The sequence below is a fragment of the Sinomonas cellulolyticus genome, assembly GCF_014656475.1.
GTDB classification, from domain to species: domain Bacteria; phylum Actinomycetota; class Actinomycetes; order Actinomycetales; family Micrococcaceae; genus Sinomonas; species Sinomonas cellulolyticus.
In genome coordinates this window covers 102,607-115,119 of record NZ_BNCM01000010.1, presented here as the reverse complement: position 1 = coordinate 115,119, position 12,513 = coordinate 102,607, and the positions used below count along the sequence as shown (strand labels likewise).

The window sequence follows — 12,513 nt, the reverse complement described above, 5'->3', positions numbered from 1 at the left end:
CCATGAACCGCCCCGCCGCCCGCGATGCCACCCCCACCGAGCCCTTCCTCGTGACCGAACCCGGAGGGGACGGCGCGTACGGCCCGCAGGCGCCGGACCTAGAGACGGCGGAGGCCCCCGAGGACGAGCCCTTCATCCCGGCGGCCCGCTGGCGCGCCGGCCGGCTCACGAAGGTCCTCGTGGCACTGTGCCTCGTCCTCGCCGGTGGCCTCGGCGGCGCGGCCCTGCAGAAGGCCGTGGACACGCGCACCGCGGTGACCGGACGCACGGGACAGTTCCAGGTCGGGACACAGAACGGCACCGGCAGTGGCGGCGGAGGCGGCTTCGGCGGCCGCAACCGTGCCTCCCAGAGCCCCTCGGCCCCGCCTTCTGCCGGGGCGCCGGCCCCCGGTGCGCCGGCCGCCCCAGCCTCGGCCCCGGCTCCCTAGCCCTGGCGCCGGCTCCCTAGCCCTTGGCCACCTGCGGCGAGTAGACCGTCAGCGCGCCCGGCTCCACCCGGAGCTCCACCCGCGCGACGCCGGTCATCACCTCTCCGTCCACGGCCAGGACGAGCGGCTCGCCGGAAGACTCGAGCGTCACGGAGCGCGCAGTCCATTCCCGGGCCACGGGGCTGCGTTCGACCGTTCCGGTGGCGAGCGCGGTCAGGAGCCTGAGGCGTGCGAGGCGCGGCCGGGCGCTGACTCCGCGGAGGTCGAGCGCGCCGTCGTCCACCACGGGGCGCTCGAGCGGAGCGAGATCCCGGGGCCAGTAGCGCCCGCGGCCCACGAAGAGCGTCCAGATCCTGCGGCGCGTTCCGTCGATGGTAACGGTGGTGGGGCTCGAGAGTGCGAACGTCCGCAGAGCCGCGAGGGCGCCCGCGCCGCGCTTGGGCAGCCACGGGAGGTCGCGCATGATGTGGTCCCGGCGTCGGACCAGATTGGGGTAGAGGCCCACACTCGCCGTGTTGAGCATGACGAGGTCGCTCTCCTCGGGCGAGTCGGGGCTTCCCCGCTGCAGCTCGACGCGGCCGAGGTCGCACCGTATGGCGTGTCCGGACATCACGGCCTCTGCCACCCGGGCCGCGTCGAGGGAGTCGACGTCCCGGGCGAAGTGGTTGAACGTCCCGCCTGCCAGGACCGCGAGGGGCAGGCCCTCTGCGGCGCACGCTCCGGCGACCGCACCCACCGTGCCGTCACCTCCCCACACGCCGAGCGCTCGGACACCGGGGCTCGTCGCGAGGCTGCGGGAGACCTCGCTGGCATCCTCGTCCTCCCGCAGCACGTGGATCGACGCACCGGGGAGCCATTCCCGGATCTCGTCGGAAGGATCGCTGCTTCCCGGACCGCTGGCGGGGTTCACGAGCACCGTCAGGCCCTCGCCGGCGGGAAGGGCCGGTGCCGGAGCCGGTGTCGTGGTGTGGGGCGGTGTCGGCTCGGCGCGGGTCCACCAGGAGCGTGTGGCGAGGGCGGCGCCCACCCCGCAGGCGGAGCCGAGGACGACGTCACTTGGCCAGTGGGCGCCGGTGTGGACACGCGAGTAGGCAACCGCGGCGGCCACGGGCGCGAGCGCCACGCCGAGAGCCGGGCTCACAAGGCCCACCCCGGTGGCGAACGCCGCGGCCGACGCCGAGTGGCCGCTCGGCAGGGACGAACTCGTGGGCTGGGGGTGGAGGAACCGATGCAGCGGCAGGCTCTCGGGATGGGGGCGGGCGCGCGGGAGGAGGCGCTTGCCCAAGAGGTTGACCCCTGCGGAGGCCAGTGCCACGGCGAGGAGCCCGTGGGCGGCCGCGCGGCGCGGGTTCCCCTTCTTCAGCGCGAGCACGCCGGCCACGCCGATCCAGAGCTTCGAGTGGGTGGCCGCTCGCGTGAGCCAGGACAGGCTGGGGTCCCAGGCTCCGCGGGGCAGCTGCGCCACGCGCTCGACGAGCGCGACGTCCATGCGCTGCACGGCATGGAAGGGAAGGCCGGGGGGCGTGAGCCTCCGGACGATGCGGGAACGGACAGTGAGTGCCACGGCTACTCCCGCGCCTCGCCGGGTACGGCTTCCTTGCGGGTGACGCCTGCGAGGGCGAGGGCCACGAGGATGGGCACCAGAATCACCAGGAGGGCGTGCCGCAGGCCTAGGTGGTCTCCGAGGAAGCCGAGGAGCGGCGGGCCCGCGAGGAAGGCGATGTATCCGATGGTGGAGACCACGGCGACTCGCGCCCCGGCCCTACGGGGATCGTCCGCCGCGGCGGACATGCCCATCGGGAAGGCCAGGGCCGCCCCGAGGCCCCAGAAGACAGCCCCCACCGCCGAGAGCCAATAAGTGCCTGACAAGGCATATACGCTGAGGCCGAGGGCCGCCGAGACCATGCTGGCGCGCAGGGCCGCCACCCGGCCGACCCGATCGATGACCCGGCCGCCGAACCACCGGGCCACCGTCATGGCTCCCACGAACACCGCGAAGAGGGCCGCGCCAGCCGCCTCAGTCGAGCCGAGGCCGTCCACGACGCCCTTGGAGATCCAGTCGTTGCCCGCACCCTCGGTCAGCGTCGCCCCGAGGACCACGACGCCGATGAGCACCGTGCGCGGGTGCCGCCAGGCCTCGAGGGGGCCCGGTTTCGGCTCGGCCGCCGCATCGGGTGGGCCGTCGGCGTCGGGCGAGTGCGCGTCGTCGTGCGGCAGGAAGTACCGGGGAACCACCACCATGATCGCCACGACCACCACGATAATCCCCACGAGGTGCAGAGGCAGGTCAATCCCGGCCGCACTCAGGGCCGCGCCCACGAGGGCTCCGAGCACTGCGCCGCCGCTGAACGCCGCGTGGAACTGGGGCATGAGGGTGCGGCCGAGCCGGTGCTCCACATCCGCTCCCCCGATGTTCTGCGCCACGTCCCAGAGGGCCACCCCGGCGCCGAAGACCACCATGCCGGACGCGACCGTCCAGACCGACCGGAGCAGCAGGCCCACCGAGATGATGCCGCCGGCAGCGACCGCGCACGCGCCGCCCAGGCGCACGGCGGCCGTGAGGCCGATCCGGTCGACCACGGCTCCCGTGAGCGGCAGCGCGACGAGCGAGCCGATCGCCCCCACGAGGAGCACCGCTCCCATGTCCCCCGTGGAGAGCCGGAGGGTCTGCGTGACGGCCGGGATGCGCGCCGCCCACGAGGCGAAGATGAAGCCGTTCGTGGCGAAGATGAAGAAGATCGCGAGCGCGGCAGCACGGACGGAGGTGCTCGTCCCGGCGGTGCTCGTGCTCATCCCCCTACTCAACCATGCCCGCACTGCCCGCGTCAGGAGTTCACCGCCAATCGATGGACAAATTCGCGGCAGACGGTGTCCCTGCGCTCCTACCCACGCAGGCTGCTTTCACCCGGCCTGTTTGGACGCGAGGTCCCGGGGCACAGGTGTGGCTATGAGTGACGACGACGCGATGCTCGGAAGCCCCGAACCTGAACCTCAGGGAGGGCTCGACCGGGACCCCGACGACTGGGTGACCGGGAACGAGCCGATGACTGCCGCGCAGCGGAGCTATCTGGACACCCTGGCCCGCGAGGCCGGGGAGGAACTTCCTGCCGACCTGACGAAGGCGGAGGCATCGCGGCACATCGACAGGCTGCAGGGCAAGAGCGGCCGACTGACGGAGGGATCCGACTCCTAGGCCGTGTTGCTATACCGTGCGTGAGAGGCGGCGGGTGCTTGGATGCACTCAGGACGTGCGCGTGCCTGAGAGTGTTGCTGAGGCGAGAACGTGTCCGTCCACTGCTGTCGCGAGCTCTTGAAGACTGTTCAGGTGTATTAGGTATCTGCTTAGCTGAAGTCACCAAGACTGGCGCGACTCGCCCTTCTGCGTTGACACCCCTTGGCTGTACGACCGAGAGTCGGACCATGGATGAAGCAGATCGCATTTGGAATCGGTCACTCGCGCATGGCCTAACGCATGAACGCGCCGGTGACATCGCGCTGGCCGCGGCGCTGGGATTTCACTCGTCGGTGATGAGCGGAGGCGTTCTGGATGCTGTCGAGGGCCAGTCCGCAGAGTCGTTGGTGGCGGCTGAATCCGCTTTCGCCTGGCTTGGCTTCGAGCCGGTGGCTCGAATCATCGCAGACCTTCGATCAGAGATCGATGCTGGCGCCCTCGACGACGAACGGGCCGAGCAACTCGAGCTGTCAGCCGACGCGAGGTACAACGCCATCATCCCCTCGGATGCTGCCTTGGAGTCCGCGTTCCGAGTGCGGTTCGCTGAAATGCCCGAGGCATTCTCGACGACCTGACACACGGCGATCCGGCTGAGACATTCACGCGCGGGGTACAACCGGATCGGCATCATTTTGGATGACGAGGTCCTTGAGTGGCGCGGGGTCGGTGTTGGTGGCCTGCTGGAGGAGCCGGTAGAAGAGCAGGCCGCGGCTGGTGGAGGTGCGGCGGTTGAAGCGGAAGGTGAACTCGTCCAGGTAGTAGGCCAGCTGTTCCCGGGAGATGCCCTGGTGCAGGGTGCCGTCGATCCAGCGCTTGAGCTGGGAGGCGGCCATGTGTACTGCGGGCATGTTCACGTGGGCCGGGATGTCGGAGCCGAGCTGGGTGAAGTACTCGTGCTGGTAGCCCAGGTCCGCGAAGCGGCGCAGTTGCCTCGCCCCGTCCGTCCGGATCGTCGAGCCGGGTTCGACGACGCGCTGGCCGAACTTCACTAGCGCGAGCCTGCGGTCGGCTGGTCCTGGCTCGAGGCGGACCCGCCCGATCCGGTTGTGGTCCAGGTGTTCGGCGGCGATCAGGACCGAGATCTTGTCCGGGCCGACGCCGGGGAGGCCGCGGTGGACGCCGCCGATGAAGCTCTCGTCGACCTCGACAAGCCCGGAGAGCAGTTCCCGCTCGGGGCGGACCATGGCGCGGCGGAGCGTGTGCATCCACGCCCATGCCGTCTCATAGGAATTCAGCCCCAGGACGCGCTGCAGTCCGAGGGCGGACACGCCGTTCTTCTGCGAGCCGCTGCTTGAGCTTGTTGAAGCACCGTTCGATGACGTTGCGTCCCTTGTAGCGCTCGCGCTGCTGGCCCTTGTCCGCGAGCACCTGGTCGGGTCGGGACCTTGGCCGCCCCTGCGCGCCTAAAACGCGGATCTCAGTCAGCGTCGCGGCGAGCATGCTCGTGTCCGCCGCCTGCCCGGGTGTCAGGATGAACGCCAGAGCGCGACCTTTCCCGTCGCAGACCAGGTGGTTCTTCGTCGTGTTTAAGTCGCCAGCCTGCTGCGCGAGGGACAGCACCTGCTCCAGCGGCCGCGCCCAGCCGCCCTGCTTAGCCCATAGGTTGAAGTTCTTAGGATCGTGTCCAGTTCCCGAACAGCGCCGGAGCACCCGTCCGGAACCGACACGCCGTTGCTTCGACTACCGCGCGACGATCCACGTCTCACCCCCGAGCTGCTCAGGCGGTTTAGCAACACGCCCTACGCCGCTTGGGGCGAGTGTCGCCTCAGCCCGCCTTGACGAGGAAGTTCTTCAGCAGTGGCCCGGACACGGTCGCGCCGAGCCCGCCCTCTTCGACGAAGACCGCCACAGCCAGGTCGCCGTGCGTGCCGATGATCCACGCGTGGGTCTTGGGCGGGTTGTCCGAGCCGAACTCCGCGGTGCCCGTCTTCGCGCCGACCGGGGCGCCCGGAACGTCCGCCAGGAAGCCGGCGTGGCCGCTGGTCACCACCGCACGCATCATGTCCTGGAGCACCGAGGCCTCCGGCTGGCTGAGCGGCGGGCCGGCCGGCGCCTTGCTCGACGTGGTCGGCGGCACGGACGACGGCGCCGGGCTGGCTGAGGCGTCCGGGGTCCCGGGGGCGGTGCCCGCCGCGGAGGGCGAGCCGGACGCGACCGGCGACCCGGCCGGCGTCGTGCGTCCGTTGAGCACGAGCTGCGCCGAGACCGGCGAACCCTTCGCGACGGAGCCGGCCATGACCGCCGCGGCGAGCGGGGAGAAGAGCACTTTGCCCTGTCCGATCATCGAGGCGGCGTGCTCCGTGCCGGTCGCGTCGCCGGGCACGGAGCCGAGGAACGCCGGCGCGCCGAGGCGCGGGGCGTCGACGGCAACGCCGAGGGACGTCGCGGCGGATTCGAGCTGCGGTTGGGAAAGCTTGTCCCGCAGGGAGATGAATGCGGTGTTGCACGAGTGCGCGTAGGCGTCGCGGAGGGTGATGTCCCCGATCGAGGAGGCGGGGTAGCCGTCGGCGTTCTTGAACGTGCGCCCGTCCACGGTGAGGGTCTCGGTGCACGCCACGTGCGTGTCCGCGGTGCCGCCCTGCCGCAGGAGCGCGAGGGAATCGACCGTCTTGAAGATGGAGCCCGGCGCGTACTGGCCCAGCATCGCCGTGTTGTAGCCGTTGCTGCCGGGACCGGATGCCGCGGCCAGCACGGCGCCGTCGGAGGGACGGATCGCCACGATCGCCGAGGCAGGCTTGATGTCCGCGAGCTCGTCCTCGGCGACCTGCTGGAGGCGCGGGTCGATGGTCGTCTTGAGAGGAGTGCCGGGGGTGGGCTCCTTGTGGAAGAGGGTGCGGCGGGCGCCGGGATTGGCCTTGAGCTTCTCCGGCGTGAGGTCCGCCGGCTCCGCGTAGACGGTGACGCCGTCCTGTCCGCGCAGCTGCGAGTCGTACTGGGCCTGGAGCCCGCTCGCCCCGGCCAGCTCGCCGGCCTGGACCGTGCCGCCGGAGTTCTGGACCTGCTCTGCGGTGGCCTGCCCCACCACGCCCAGGACGGGGCGCGCGAACGTGCGCGTCGGTGCGAGCGGCATCGTGTCCTTCACGGTGATGGCCCCGGGGATCGCCGCGATCTGGTCATCGGTGGGGGTGCGGCCGGGCTCGTCGCGCAGGGTGATCGCCTCGACGAACGCCTTCTCACCGGCACCCGTGACCTGCTTGGCGTAGGCGGCCGGGTCCACCTGGACGAGCGCGGCGAGCTTCGCCGCCGAGTCCGCCTGCAGGTCCGGCACCACGATCGCCTTGTCGATCCCCACATGCAGCACAGGCCGGGCGGTCACGAGCTTCGCGTCGCCCGCGCCGAGGATGTCCGCGCGGGGCGGCGCCTGGGTCGCCAGGGCCAGGACTTCGGAGTCGGACAGCTGCGGCGCGAGGAGATCCGGCGTCCATTGCGTGAGCCAGGCATCGCCGCTGCGGACCAGCTGTGCCGTGGTGGTGTACGTCCAGTCCTGCCCGGCGGGCTTCCAGTCGTAGGCCAGCTGCACGGCGGCCTTGTCGCCGTCGACCTTCGGCTCGCCGGCGGTGACGGCGGGCTTGAGGTCCCCGAGGCCCTTGAGGGCGGTCTCGAGCTGCGTCTGCGCGGCGGACGGCTCCTTGCCCTGCAGGGGAACCTTGCCGACGTCGCGCGCTGCGAGCGCACTGGCCAGCTGGGTTGCGGCCTGCTTCGCGGCGGCCTGGCGGCCGTCATCGCAGGAGGCGAGCCCGGCGCCCATGAGGGCCGAGGCGAGGAGCACGGAGACTACGCGGAGGATGCGCACCCCGCCAGCCTATGCGGAGGTTGCTCGGGGCTCCTTGTCACAGCCTGAGTTCGAGCAGGACGGTGTCCCGCCAAGACCCCGCGAGCGGCCCGTGGCCCATCAGCGCGATCCGCTCGCGCCGGCCCACCTCGCGGAAGCCGAACTTGCGGTGCAGCGCCAGACTCGGGAGGTTCTCGGGGAACACCGTGGCCTGGACCGTCCACATCCCGCGGGCACGGCATTCGTCGAGGAGGGCCCGCATCAGGAGGGTCCCGATCCCGCGGCCGCCCGCCGCCGGGTCGACGTACAGCGAGTGCTCGACCACGCCGCGGTGCACCTCCCGCGCTGACACGCGGCCGGCGCCGGTCCAGCCGAGGACGCGCGCTGCCTCGGAGGTGTTCTCGAGTCCTTCCTCCGCCACGAGCACGAACTCCTTGCGCCCAGAGAACTCCTCCCACGTGGCCGGTGGCGCGGACTCGAAGGTCGCGTCGCCGGGCTCGATCCCGGCCGCGTAGATGTCGCGGATGCGCGGCCAGTCTGCGGCGGTCGCCGGGCGCGTGGTCAGGGCTGCGTGGGGCTCCGCCCTTCGGAGATCCATGCGCCGATGCTACGCCGATGCCGGGGGCGCGCGTTCCCGCCCAGTTCTCGCGCGCCCACCACTCGGGCAACCGCGTGTCAGGGGAGCAGGGCTCCTGGGAAATGGGCGGGAGCGTACACCAGACCCCTACCGCGCCCGCTCGACCCGCCCCTCGTCCCATACCGGCTCGGCGGCCTCACGGACGGTGCCGTCGGAACCGAACACGAGGAACCGGTCGAAGGACTTGGCGAACCAGCGGTCATGGGTCACGGCGAGCACGGTCCCCTCGAACGCGTCGATCGCCCGCTCCAGGGCCTCACCGGAGTGAAGGTCGAGGTTGTCGGTGGGCTCGTCCAGGAGCAGGAGGGTGGCGCCGGAGAGCTGGAGCAGGAGGATCTGGAAGCGGGCCTGCTGGCCGCCTGAGAGGGACTCGTACTTCTGCTCCGACTGCCCCGCGAGCCCGTATCCGTCCAGCGCGCCGGCGGCTGCCTCCCGCGCGAGCCCGGAGCGGTGCTCGTCGCCGCGGTGCAGGATCTCGAGCAGGGTCCGGCCGGCCAGGTCCGCCCGGGAGTGGGTCTGGGCAAAGTACCCCGGCCGGATCCTGGCACCGAGTTTGACCGTGCCTCCGTGCGGGACGGGGGCGATCACAACATCCGAGACCGGCAGGTGCTCGCGTTCCGGGTCCGTCCCGCCGAGGGCGAGCAGCCGGAGGAAGTGGCTCTTGCCGGAGCCGTTCGAGCCCAGGACCGCCACGCGGTCGCCGAACCAGATCTCGGCGTCGAACGGCTTCATGAGCCCCGTGAGCTCGAGCTTCTCGGCCACGACGGCGCGCTTGCCCGTCCGCCCGCCGCGCAGGCGCATCCTCACGTTCTGCTCCACTGGGAGCGCCTCGGGCGGCCCGGCGGCGAGGAACTTCTCGAGCCGGGTCTGGGCGGCGTGGTACCGGTTGGCCATGTCGGAGCGGAACGCGGCCTTCGTCTTGTACAGGGTCACGAGTTCCTTGAGCTTCGCGTGCTCCTCGTCCCAGCGCCTGCGCAGCTCCTCGAACCGGGCGTTCCGCTCGGCCCGGGCCTCGACGTAGGAGGCGAAACCGCCTCCGTGGACCCACGCGCCGGCACCGTTGATGCCGGGCTCGAGGGTGACGATGCGCTCGGCGGCGTTGTTGAGCAGCTCGCGGTCGTGGCTGATGAAGAACACCGTCTTGCGGGAGGCGTTGAGGGTGTCCTCGAGCCAGCGCTTGCCAGGGACGTCGAGGTAGTTGTCCGGCTCGTCGAGGAGCAGGAGGTCGTCGGGCCCGGCGAACAGCGCCTCGAGCACGAGCCGCTTCTGCTCGCCGCCGGAGAGGGACGACGCCGCGCGGTGCTGTGCGCGCTCGAACGGCACCCCGAGCGCGGCCATCGTGACCTCGTCCCAGACGGTCTCCCATTCGTAGCCGCCCGCGTCGCCCCACTCGGCGATTGCGTGGGCGTAGGCCATCTGGGTGGCCTCGCCGTCGTCCTCCATCATGGCCAGCTCGGCGGCGTCGAGCGTCCGGCCGGCCGCGGCGACGTCCCGCGGCGCGGCCCCCAGGAGCAGGTCGCGCACCGTCGACTCATCGCGGACGTGCCCGATGAACTGGCGCATCACGCCCATGGACCCCGAACGGCCGACAACACCCTCGTCCGGGGTGAGGTCCCCCGCGATGATCTTGAACAGCGTCGTCTTGCCGGTGCCGTTCGGGCCGATGAGGGCCGTCTTGGAACCCTCGGGGACCTTGAACGTGACACCGTTCAGGAGCGGGGTGCCGTCGGAGAGGACATAGTCGATGCCGGAGAGGTCGAGGTGGGCCACCCGTCAAGGGTAGTGGGCTGCCGTCCTCCGACGTAGGCTCGGAATGCACCTTGGGGGCCCCGAACCGCTGTACGGCAAGGAGAAGGTCATGGCTTCCGCTGAATCCGCACGTCAGATCCTGTCCGGCCAGGACTCCATCAGGGACTGGCAGGAGGACCTGTACAAGGACCTCCATCGAAATCCCGAGCTGAGCCATCAGGAGGTCCGCACTTCCGGAATCGTCGCCGACCAGCTCACCGGGTACGGCTTCGACGTCCACACGAAGGTGGGCGGCACCGGCGTCGTGGGCGTCCTGGCCAATGGGGAGGGGCCCACCGTGCTGCTCCGCGCCGACATGGACGCCCTTCCCGTCGCCGAGGCCACGGGCCTGGAGTACGCGAGCACCGCGTCCGCGACCGATGCGTCCGGGACGCAGACCCCGGTGATGCACGCCTGCGGCCACGACGCGCACGTGTCCTGCCTGCTGGGCGCCGCCAAGCTGCTCTCGGAGCAGCGGGATGCCTGGGCGGGCACCCTCGTGGCCCTGTTCCAGCCGGCGGAGGAGCTCGGCGACGGGGCCAAGGGCATGGTCGACGACGGTCTGGCGTCCCTGATTCCCAAGCCCGACGTGGCCTTCGGCCAGCACATCCTCGTCCACCCTGCTGGCACGGTCGGCACCCACTCCGGGCCGTTCCTGTCGATGGCGGACAGCGTGCAGATCACCCTCTACGGCCGGGGAAGCCACGGCTCGATGCCGCACCTGTCGATCGACCCGGCTGTCCTGGCCTCCATGGTCGTCGTTCGTCTGCAGGGCGTCGTGGCGCGCGAGGTCCAGCCGGGCGAATTCGCCGTCCTGACCGTGGGGAAGATCGCGGTGGGTGCCAAGAGCAACATCATCGACGACCACGCCGTCCTCGAGCTGAACATCCGCACCTACAGCAAGCCGGTCCGGGACCAGCTCCTGGCGGCGATCGAGCGGATCGCCAAGGCCGAGTCCGAGGCGTCGGGCTCGCCGAAGAAGCCCGACATCGAGCTCTACAACAGCTACCCGCTCACCGACAACGATCCCGACGTCACGGCCCGGGTCACCGCGGCCTTCGAGGACTACTTCCCCGCCGGCGCGGTGCAGGACTACGGCCGGCAGACCGCGAGCGAGGACTTCAGCGACGTCCCCACCGCCCTCGGAACGCCCTACACCTACTGGGGAGTCGGGATGGAGGATCCGGAGACGTACCGGAAGGCCGAGGAGGCGGGCACCGTCAGCTCCATCCCCGCGAACCACTCGCCGAAGTTCGCCCCCGTCCTCCAGCCCACTCTGACCACCGGCACCGCTGCACTCGTGGTGGCGGCTGCGGCCTGGCTCGGCAAGGACTGACGGCGGCCGCACGGCGAGGGCGCCGGCGTCATCCGTCCTGCTCCTCGCGCCCCGTCATTCCGGGCGTCGGTACACGGTGCCGGCCTTCATGACGAAGTCCACCGACTCCGTCACCTGGATGTCGGCGAGTGGGTCCCCCGGCATGGCAACGATGTCCGCGGACCGTCCGGCCTCGATGACGCCGAGGTCGTCCCGGCCCAGGAGCTCGGCCGCCACTGAGGTTGCAGCGCGCAGGGCCCTGGCTGGGGTCAGCCCGGCATCGACGAGGGCCTGGAACTCGAGGACCCCGTGCTCGAACGGGAACATGCCGCAGTCCGTGCCGAAGGCCACCTTCGCCTCACTCTCGGCAATGAGGCGCTGCGACGCCAGGATGCGGTCGCTGTCGCGGCGGAACTTCCACACCGCCTGCTCGGGCAGGTCCCCGGCCTTGAGGGCGGCGAGGTCCTCCTGGGTCATCTGCATCGTCGGGACGATGAATGCTCCGCGCTCCACCGCCAGCGCAATGCCCTCCTCGTCGATGAGGTAGGCGTGCTCGAGGCTCCTGGCGCCGGCCTTCAGTGCCTGGATGCAGGCCGGGGCGGCACCGGTGTGCACCGCGACGGGCAGGCCCAGCAGGGCAGCGGCGGAGGCAAGCGCCTCGAACTCCTCGTCGAACCAGGTGCACCGGTCCGGATCGTCCCCGGGGCTGAAGTAGCCTCCCGCGTTGGTGGCCTTGATCCAGTCCGACCCGAACGCGTGCTCCCGGCGCACGAGCCGGCGGATCTCCCCGACGCTGTCCGCCGCAGCCGCGATCGGCAGGTCCCAGCGCGGCGCGTAGAAGGGACGGATGTCGGCGTGGCCGCCGGTCGAGCTGATCAGATGGGCCGCGACCACCAGCCGGGGGCCCTCCGCCAGCCCGGCGTCGATCGCATTGCGCAGGTCCACGGTGGGGAAGTCCGGGTCCATCGTCCCGAGGTCACGCAGCGTCGTGAAGCCCCGGAGCATGTACCGACGCGCCGTGTCCAGCCCGGAGAGTGCCTTGGCAGCCGAGGACTTCAGCGTCTGGGTCGGAAGGGTGGACGCATCCATGGTCAGGTGCACGTGGCAGTCGATGAAGCCCGGAGTGACCACGCGATCGGACAGATCCACCACGTCCGCGCCGTCCGGGCGCGAGACGTGGTCGGCCACCTCGGCAATCCGCCCGTCCTCTACCAGGATCTCTGACGGTCCGCGCAGTTCGTCGCCCACACCATCGAACACCGACCCGCACACCAGCACCGTCGCGCTCACCCGGCCAGAGTAGACCCCGCAACCCGGCGGTAGAACCATTCGCCCGGGGGA

Annotated in this window: 12 protein-coding genes; 4 read left to right on the top strand and 8 right to left on the bottom strand. The window is 71.0% G+C overall.

Annotated features, from left to right (window positions below; translation table 11 throughout):
- Window positions 1-2: 2 nt before the first annotated feature.
- Window positions 3-428: a hypothetical protein gene (locus IE231_RS13165; protein WP_189694422.1), complete on the top strand. Its 426-nt coding sequence runs from the start codon at window positions 3-5 to the stop codon at window positions 426-428.
- Window positions 429-444: 16 nt separating this feature from the next.
- On the opposite strand, the gene IE231_RS13160 is transcribed toward IE231_RS13165, so the two are convergent.
- Window positions 445-1,992, bottom strand: coding sequence for a bifunctional phosphatase PAP2/diacylglycerol kinase family protein (locus tag IE231_RS13160; RefSeq protein WP_306341567.1), 1,548 nt, complete (start codon window positions 1,990-1,992; stop codon window positions 445-447).
- Between the two features lie 2 nt (window positions 1,993-1,994).
- The gene (locus IE231_RS13155; RefSeq protein ID WP_189694421.1) at window positions 1,995-3,221 is read right to left on the bottom strand and encodes an MFS transporter; all 1,227 of its coding nucleotides are present in this window, start codon (window positions 3,219-3,221) and stop codon (window positions 1,995-1,997) included.
- A gap of 154 nt (window positions 3,222-3,375) precedes the next feature.
- Between IE231_RS13155 and IE231_RS13150 the strand changes: the two genes are divergently transcribed.
- Window positions 3,376-3,621, top strand: a complete 246-nt coding sequence (locus IE231_RS13150; RefSeq protein ID WP_189694420.1) for a DUF3072 domain-containing protein — start codon at window positions 3,376-3,378, stop codon at window positions 3,619-3,621.
- Window positions 3,622-3,848: 227 nt separating this feature from the next.
- Window positions 3,849-4,235 carry a hypothetical protein gene (locus IE231_RS13145; protein WP_189694419.1) on the top strand — a complete coding sequence of 129 codons (387 nt, stop codon included), beginning with the start codon at window positions 3,849-3,851 and terminating at the stop codon, window positions 4,233-4,235.
- A gap of 24 nt (window positions 4,236-4,259) precedes the next feature.
- On the opposite strand, the gene IE231_RS13140 is transcribed toward IE231_RS13145, so the two are convergent.
- The 5 genes from IE231_RS13140 to IE231_RS13120 all read right to left on the bottom strand — a co-directional run bounded on the left by IE231_RS13140 (window position 4,260) and on the right by IE231_RS13120 (window position 9,839).
- A complete protein-coding gene (locus IE231_RS13140; protein WP_189694418.1) occupies window positions 4,260-4,928 on the bottom strand; it encodes an IS1595 family transposase in 669 nt (222 codons plus the stop codon).
- The gene (locus IE231_RS13135) at window positions 4,882-5,220 is read right to left on the bottom strand and encodes a transposase (protein WP_189694417.1); all 339 of its coding nucleotides are present in this window, start codon (window positions 5,218-5,220) and stop codon (window positions 4,882-4,884) included. Before IE231_RS13135 ends, IE231_RS13140 begins: the two co-directional genes overlap by 47 nt.
- Before the next feature lie 205 nt (window positions 5,221-5,425).
- Window positions 5,426-7,408: a penicillin-binding transpeptidase domain-containing protein gene (locus tag IE231_RS13130; protein ID WP_189694465.1), complete on the bottom strand. Its 1,983-nt coding sequence runs from the start codon at window positions 7,406-7,408 to the stop codon at window positions 5,426-5,428.
- Between the two features lie 82 nt (window positions 7,409-7,490).
- Window positions 7,491-8,030: a GNAT family N-acetyltransferase gene (locus IE231_RS13125; RefSeq protein ID WP_189694416.1), complete on the bottom strand. Its 540-nt coding sequence runs from the start codon at window positions 8,028-8,030 to the stop codon at window positions 7,491-7,493.
- A gap of 126 nt (window positions 8,031-8,156) precedes the next feature.
- The gene (locus IE231_RS13120) at window positions 8,157-9,839 is read right to left on the bottom strand and encodes an ABC-F family ATP-binding cassette domain-containing protein (protein ID WP_189694415.1); all 1,683 of its coding nucleotides are present in this window, start codon (window positions 9,837-9,839) and stop codon (window positions 8,157-8,159) included.
- A gap of 88 nt (window positions 9,840-9,927) precedes the next feature.
- On the opposite strand from IE231_RS13120, the gene IE231_RS13115 reads away from it, so the two are divergent.
- On the top strand, window positions 9,928-11,193 hold the full coding sequence (locus IE231_RS13115; protein WP_189694414.1) for an amidohydrolase: 1,266 nt from the start codon (window positions 9,928-9,930) through the stop codon (window positions 11,191-11,193).
- Between the two features lie 54 nt (window positions 11,194-11,247).
- Here IE231_RS13115 and IE231_RS13110 read toward each other — a convergent pair whose 3' ends face one another.
- Entirely contained in the window at window positions 11,248-12,462 is a 1,215-nt protein-coding gene (locus tag IE231_RS13110) for a metal-dependent hydrolase family protein (RefSeq protein ID WP_189694413.1), read from the bottom strand.
- Between the last annotated feature and the right edge of the window lie 51 nt (window positions 12,463-12,513).

Excerpts from the sequence above, each read along its gene's own strand:
- IE231_RS13165 (WP_189694422.1), top strand. The coding sequence starts at position 3 with ATGAACCGCCCCGCCGCCCGCGATGCCACCCCCACCGAGCCCTTCCTC.
- IE231_RS13155 (WP_189694421.1), bottom strand. The coding sequence starts at position 3,221 with ATGAGCACGAGCACCGCCGGGACGAGCACCTCCGTCCGTGCTGCCGCG.
- IE231_RS13150 (WP_189694420.1), top strand. The coding sequence starts at position 3,376 with ATGAGTGACGACGACGCGATGCTCGGAAGCCCCGAACCTGAACCTCAG.
- IE231_RS13145 (WP_189694419.1), top strand. The coding sequence starts at position 3,849 with ATGGATGAAGCAGATCGCATTTGGAATCGGTCACTCGCGCATGGCCTA.
- IE231_RS13130 (WP_189694465.1), bottom strand. The coding sequence starts at position 7,408 with ATGGGCGCCGGGCTCGCCTCCTGCGATGACGGCCGCCAGGCCGCCGCG.
- IE231_RS13125 (WP_189694416.1), bottom strand. The coding sequence starts at position 8,030 with ATGGATCTCCGAAGGGCGGAGCCCCACGCAGCCCTGACCACGCGCCCG.
- IE231_RS13115 (WP_189694414.1), top strand. The coding sequence starts at position 9,928 with ATGGCTTCCGCTGAATCCGCACGTCAGATCCTGTCCGGCCAGGACTCC.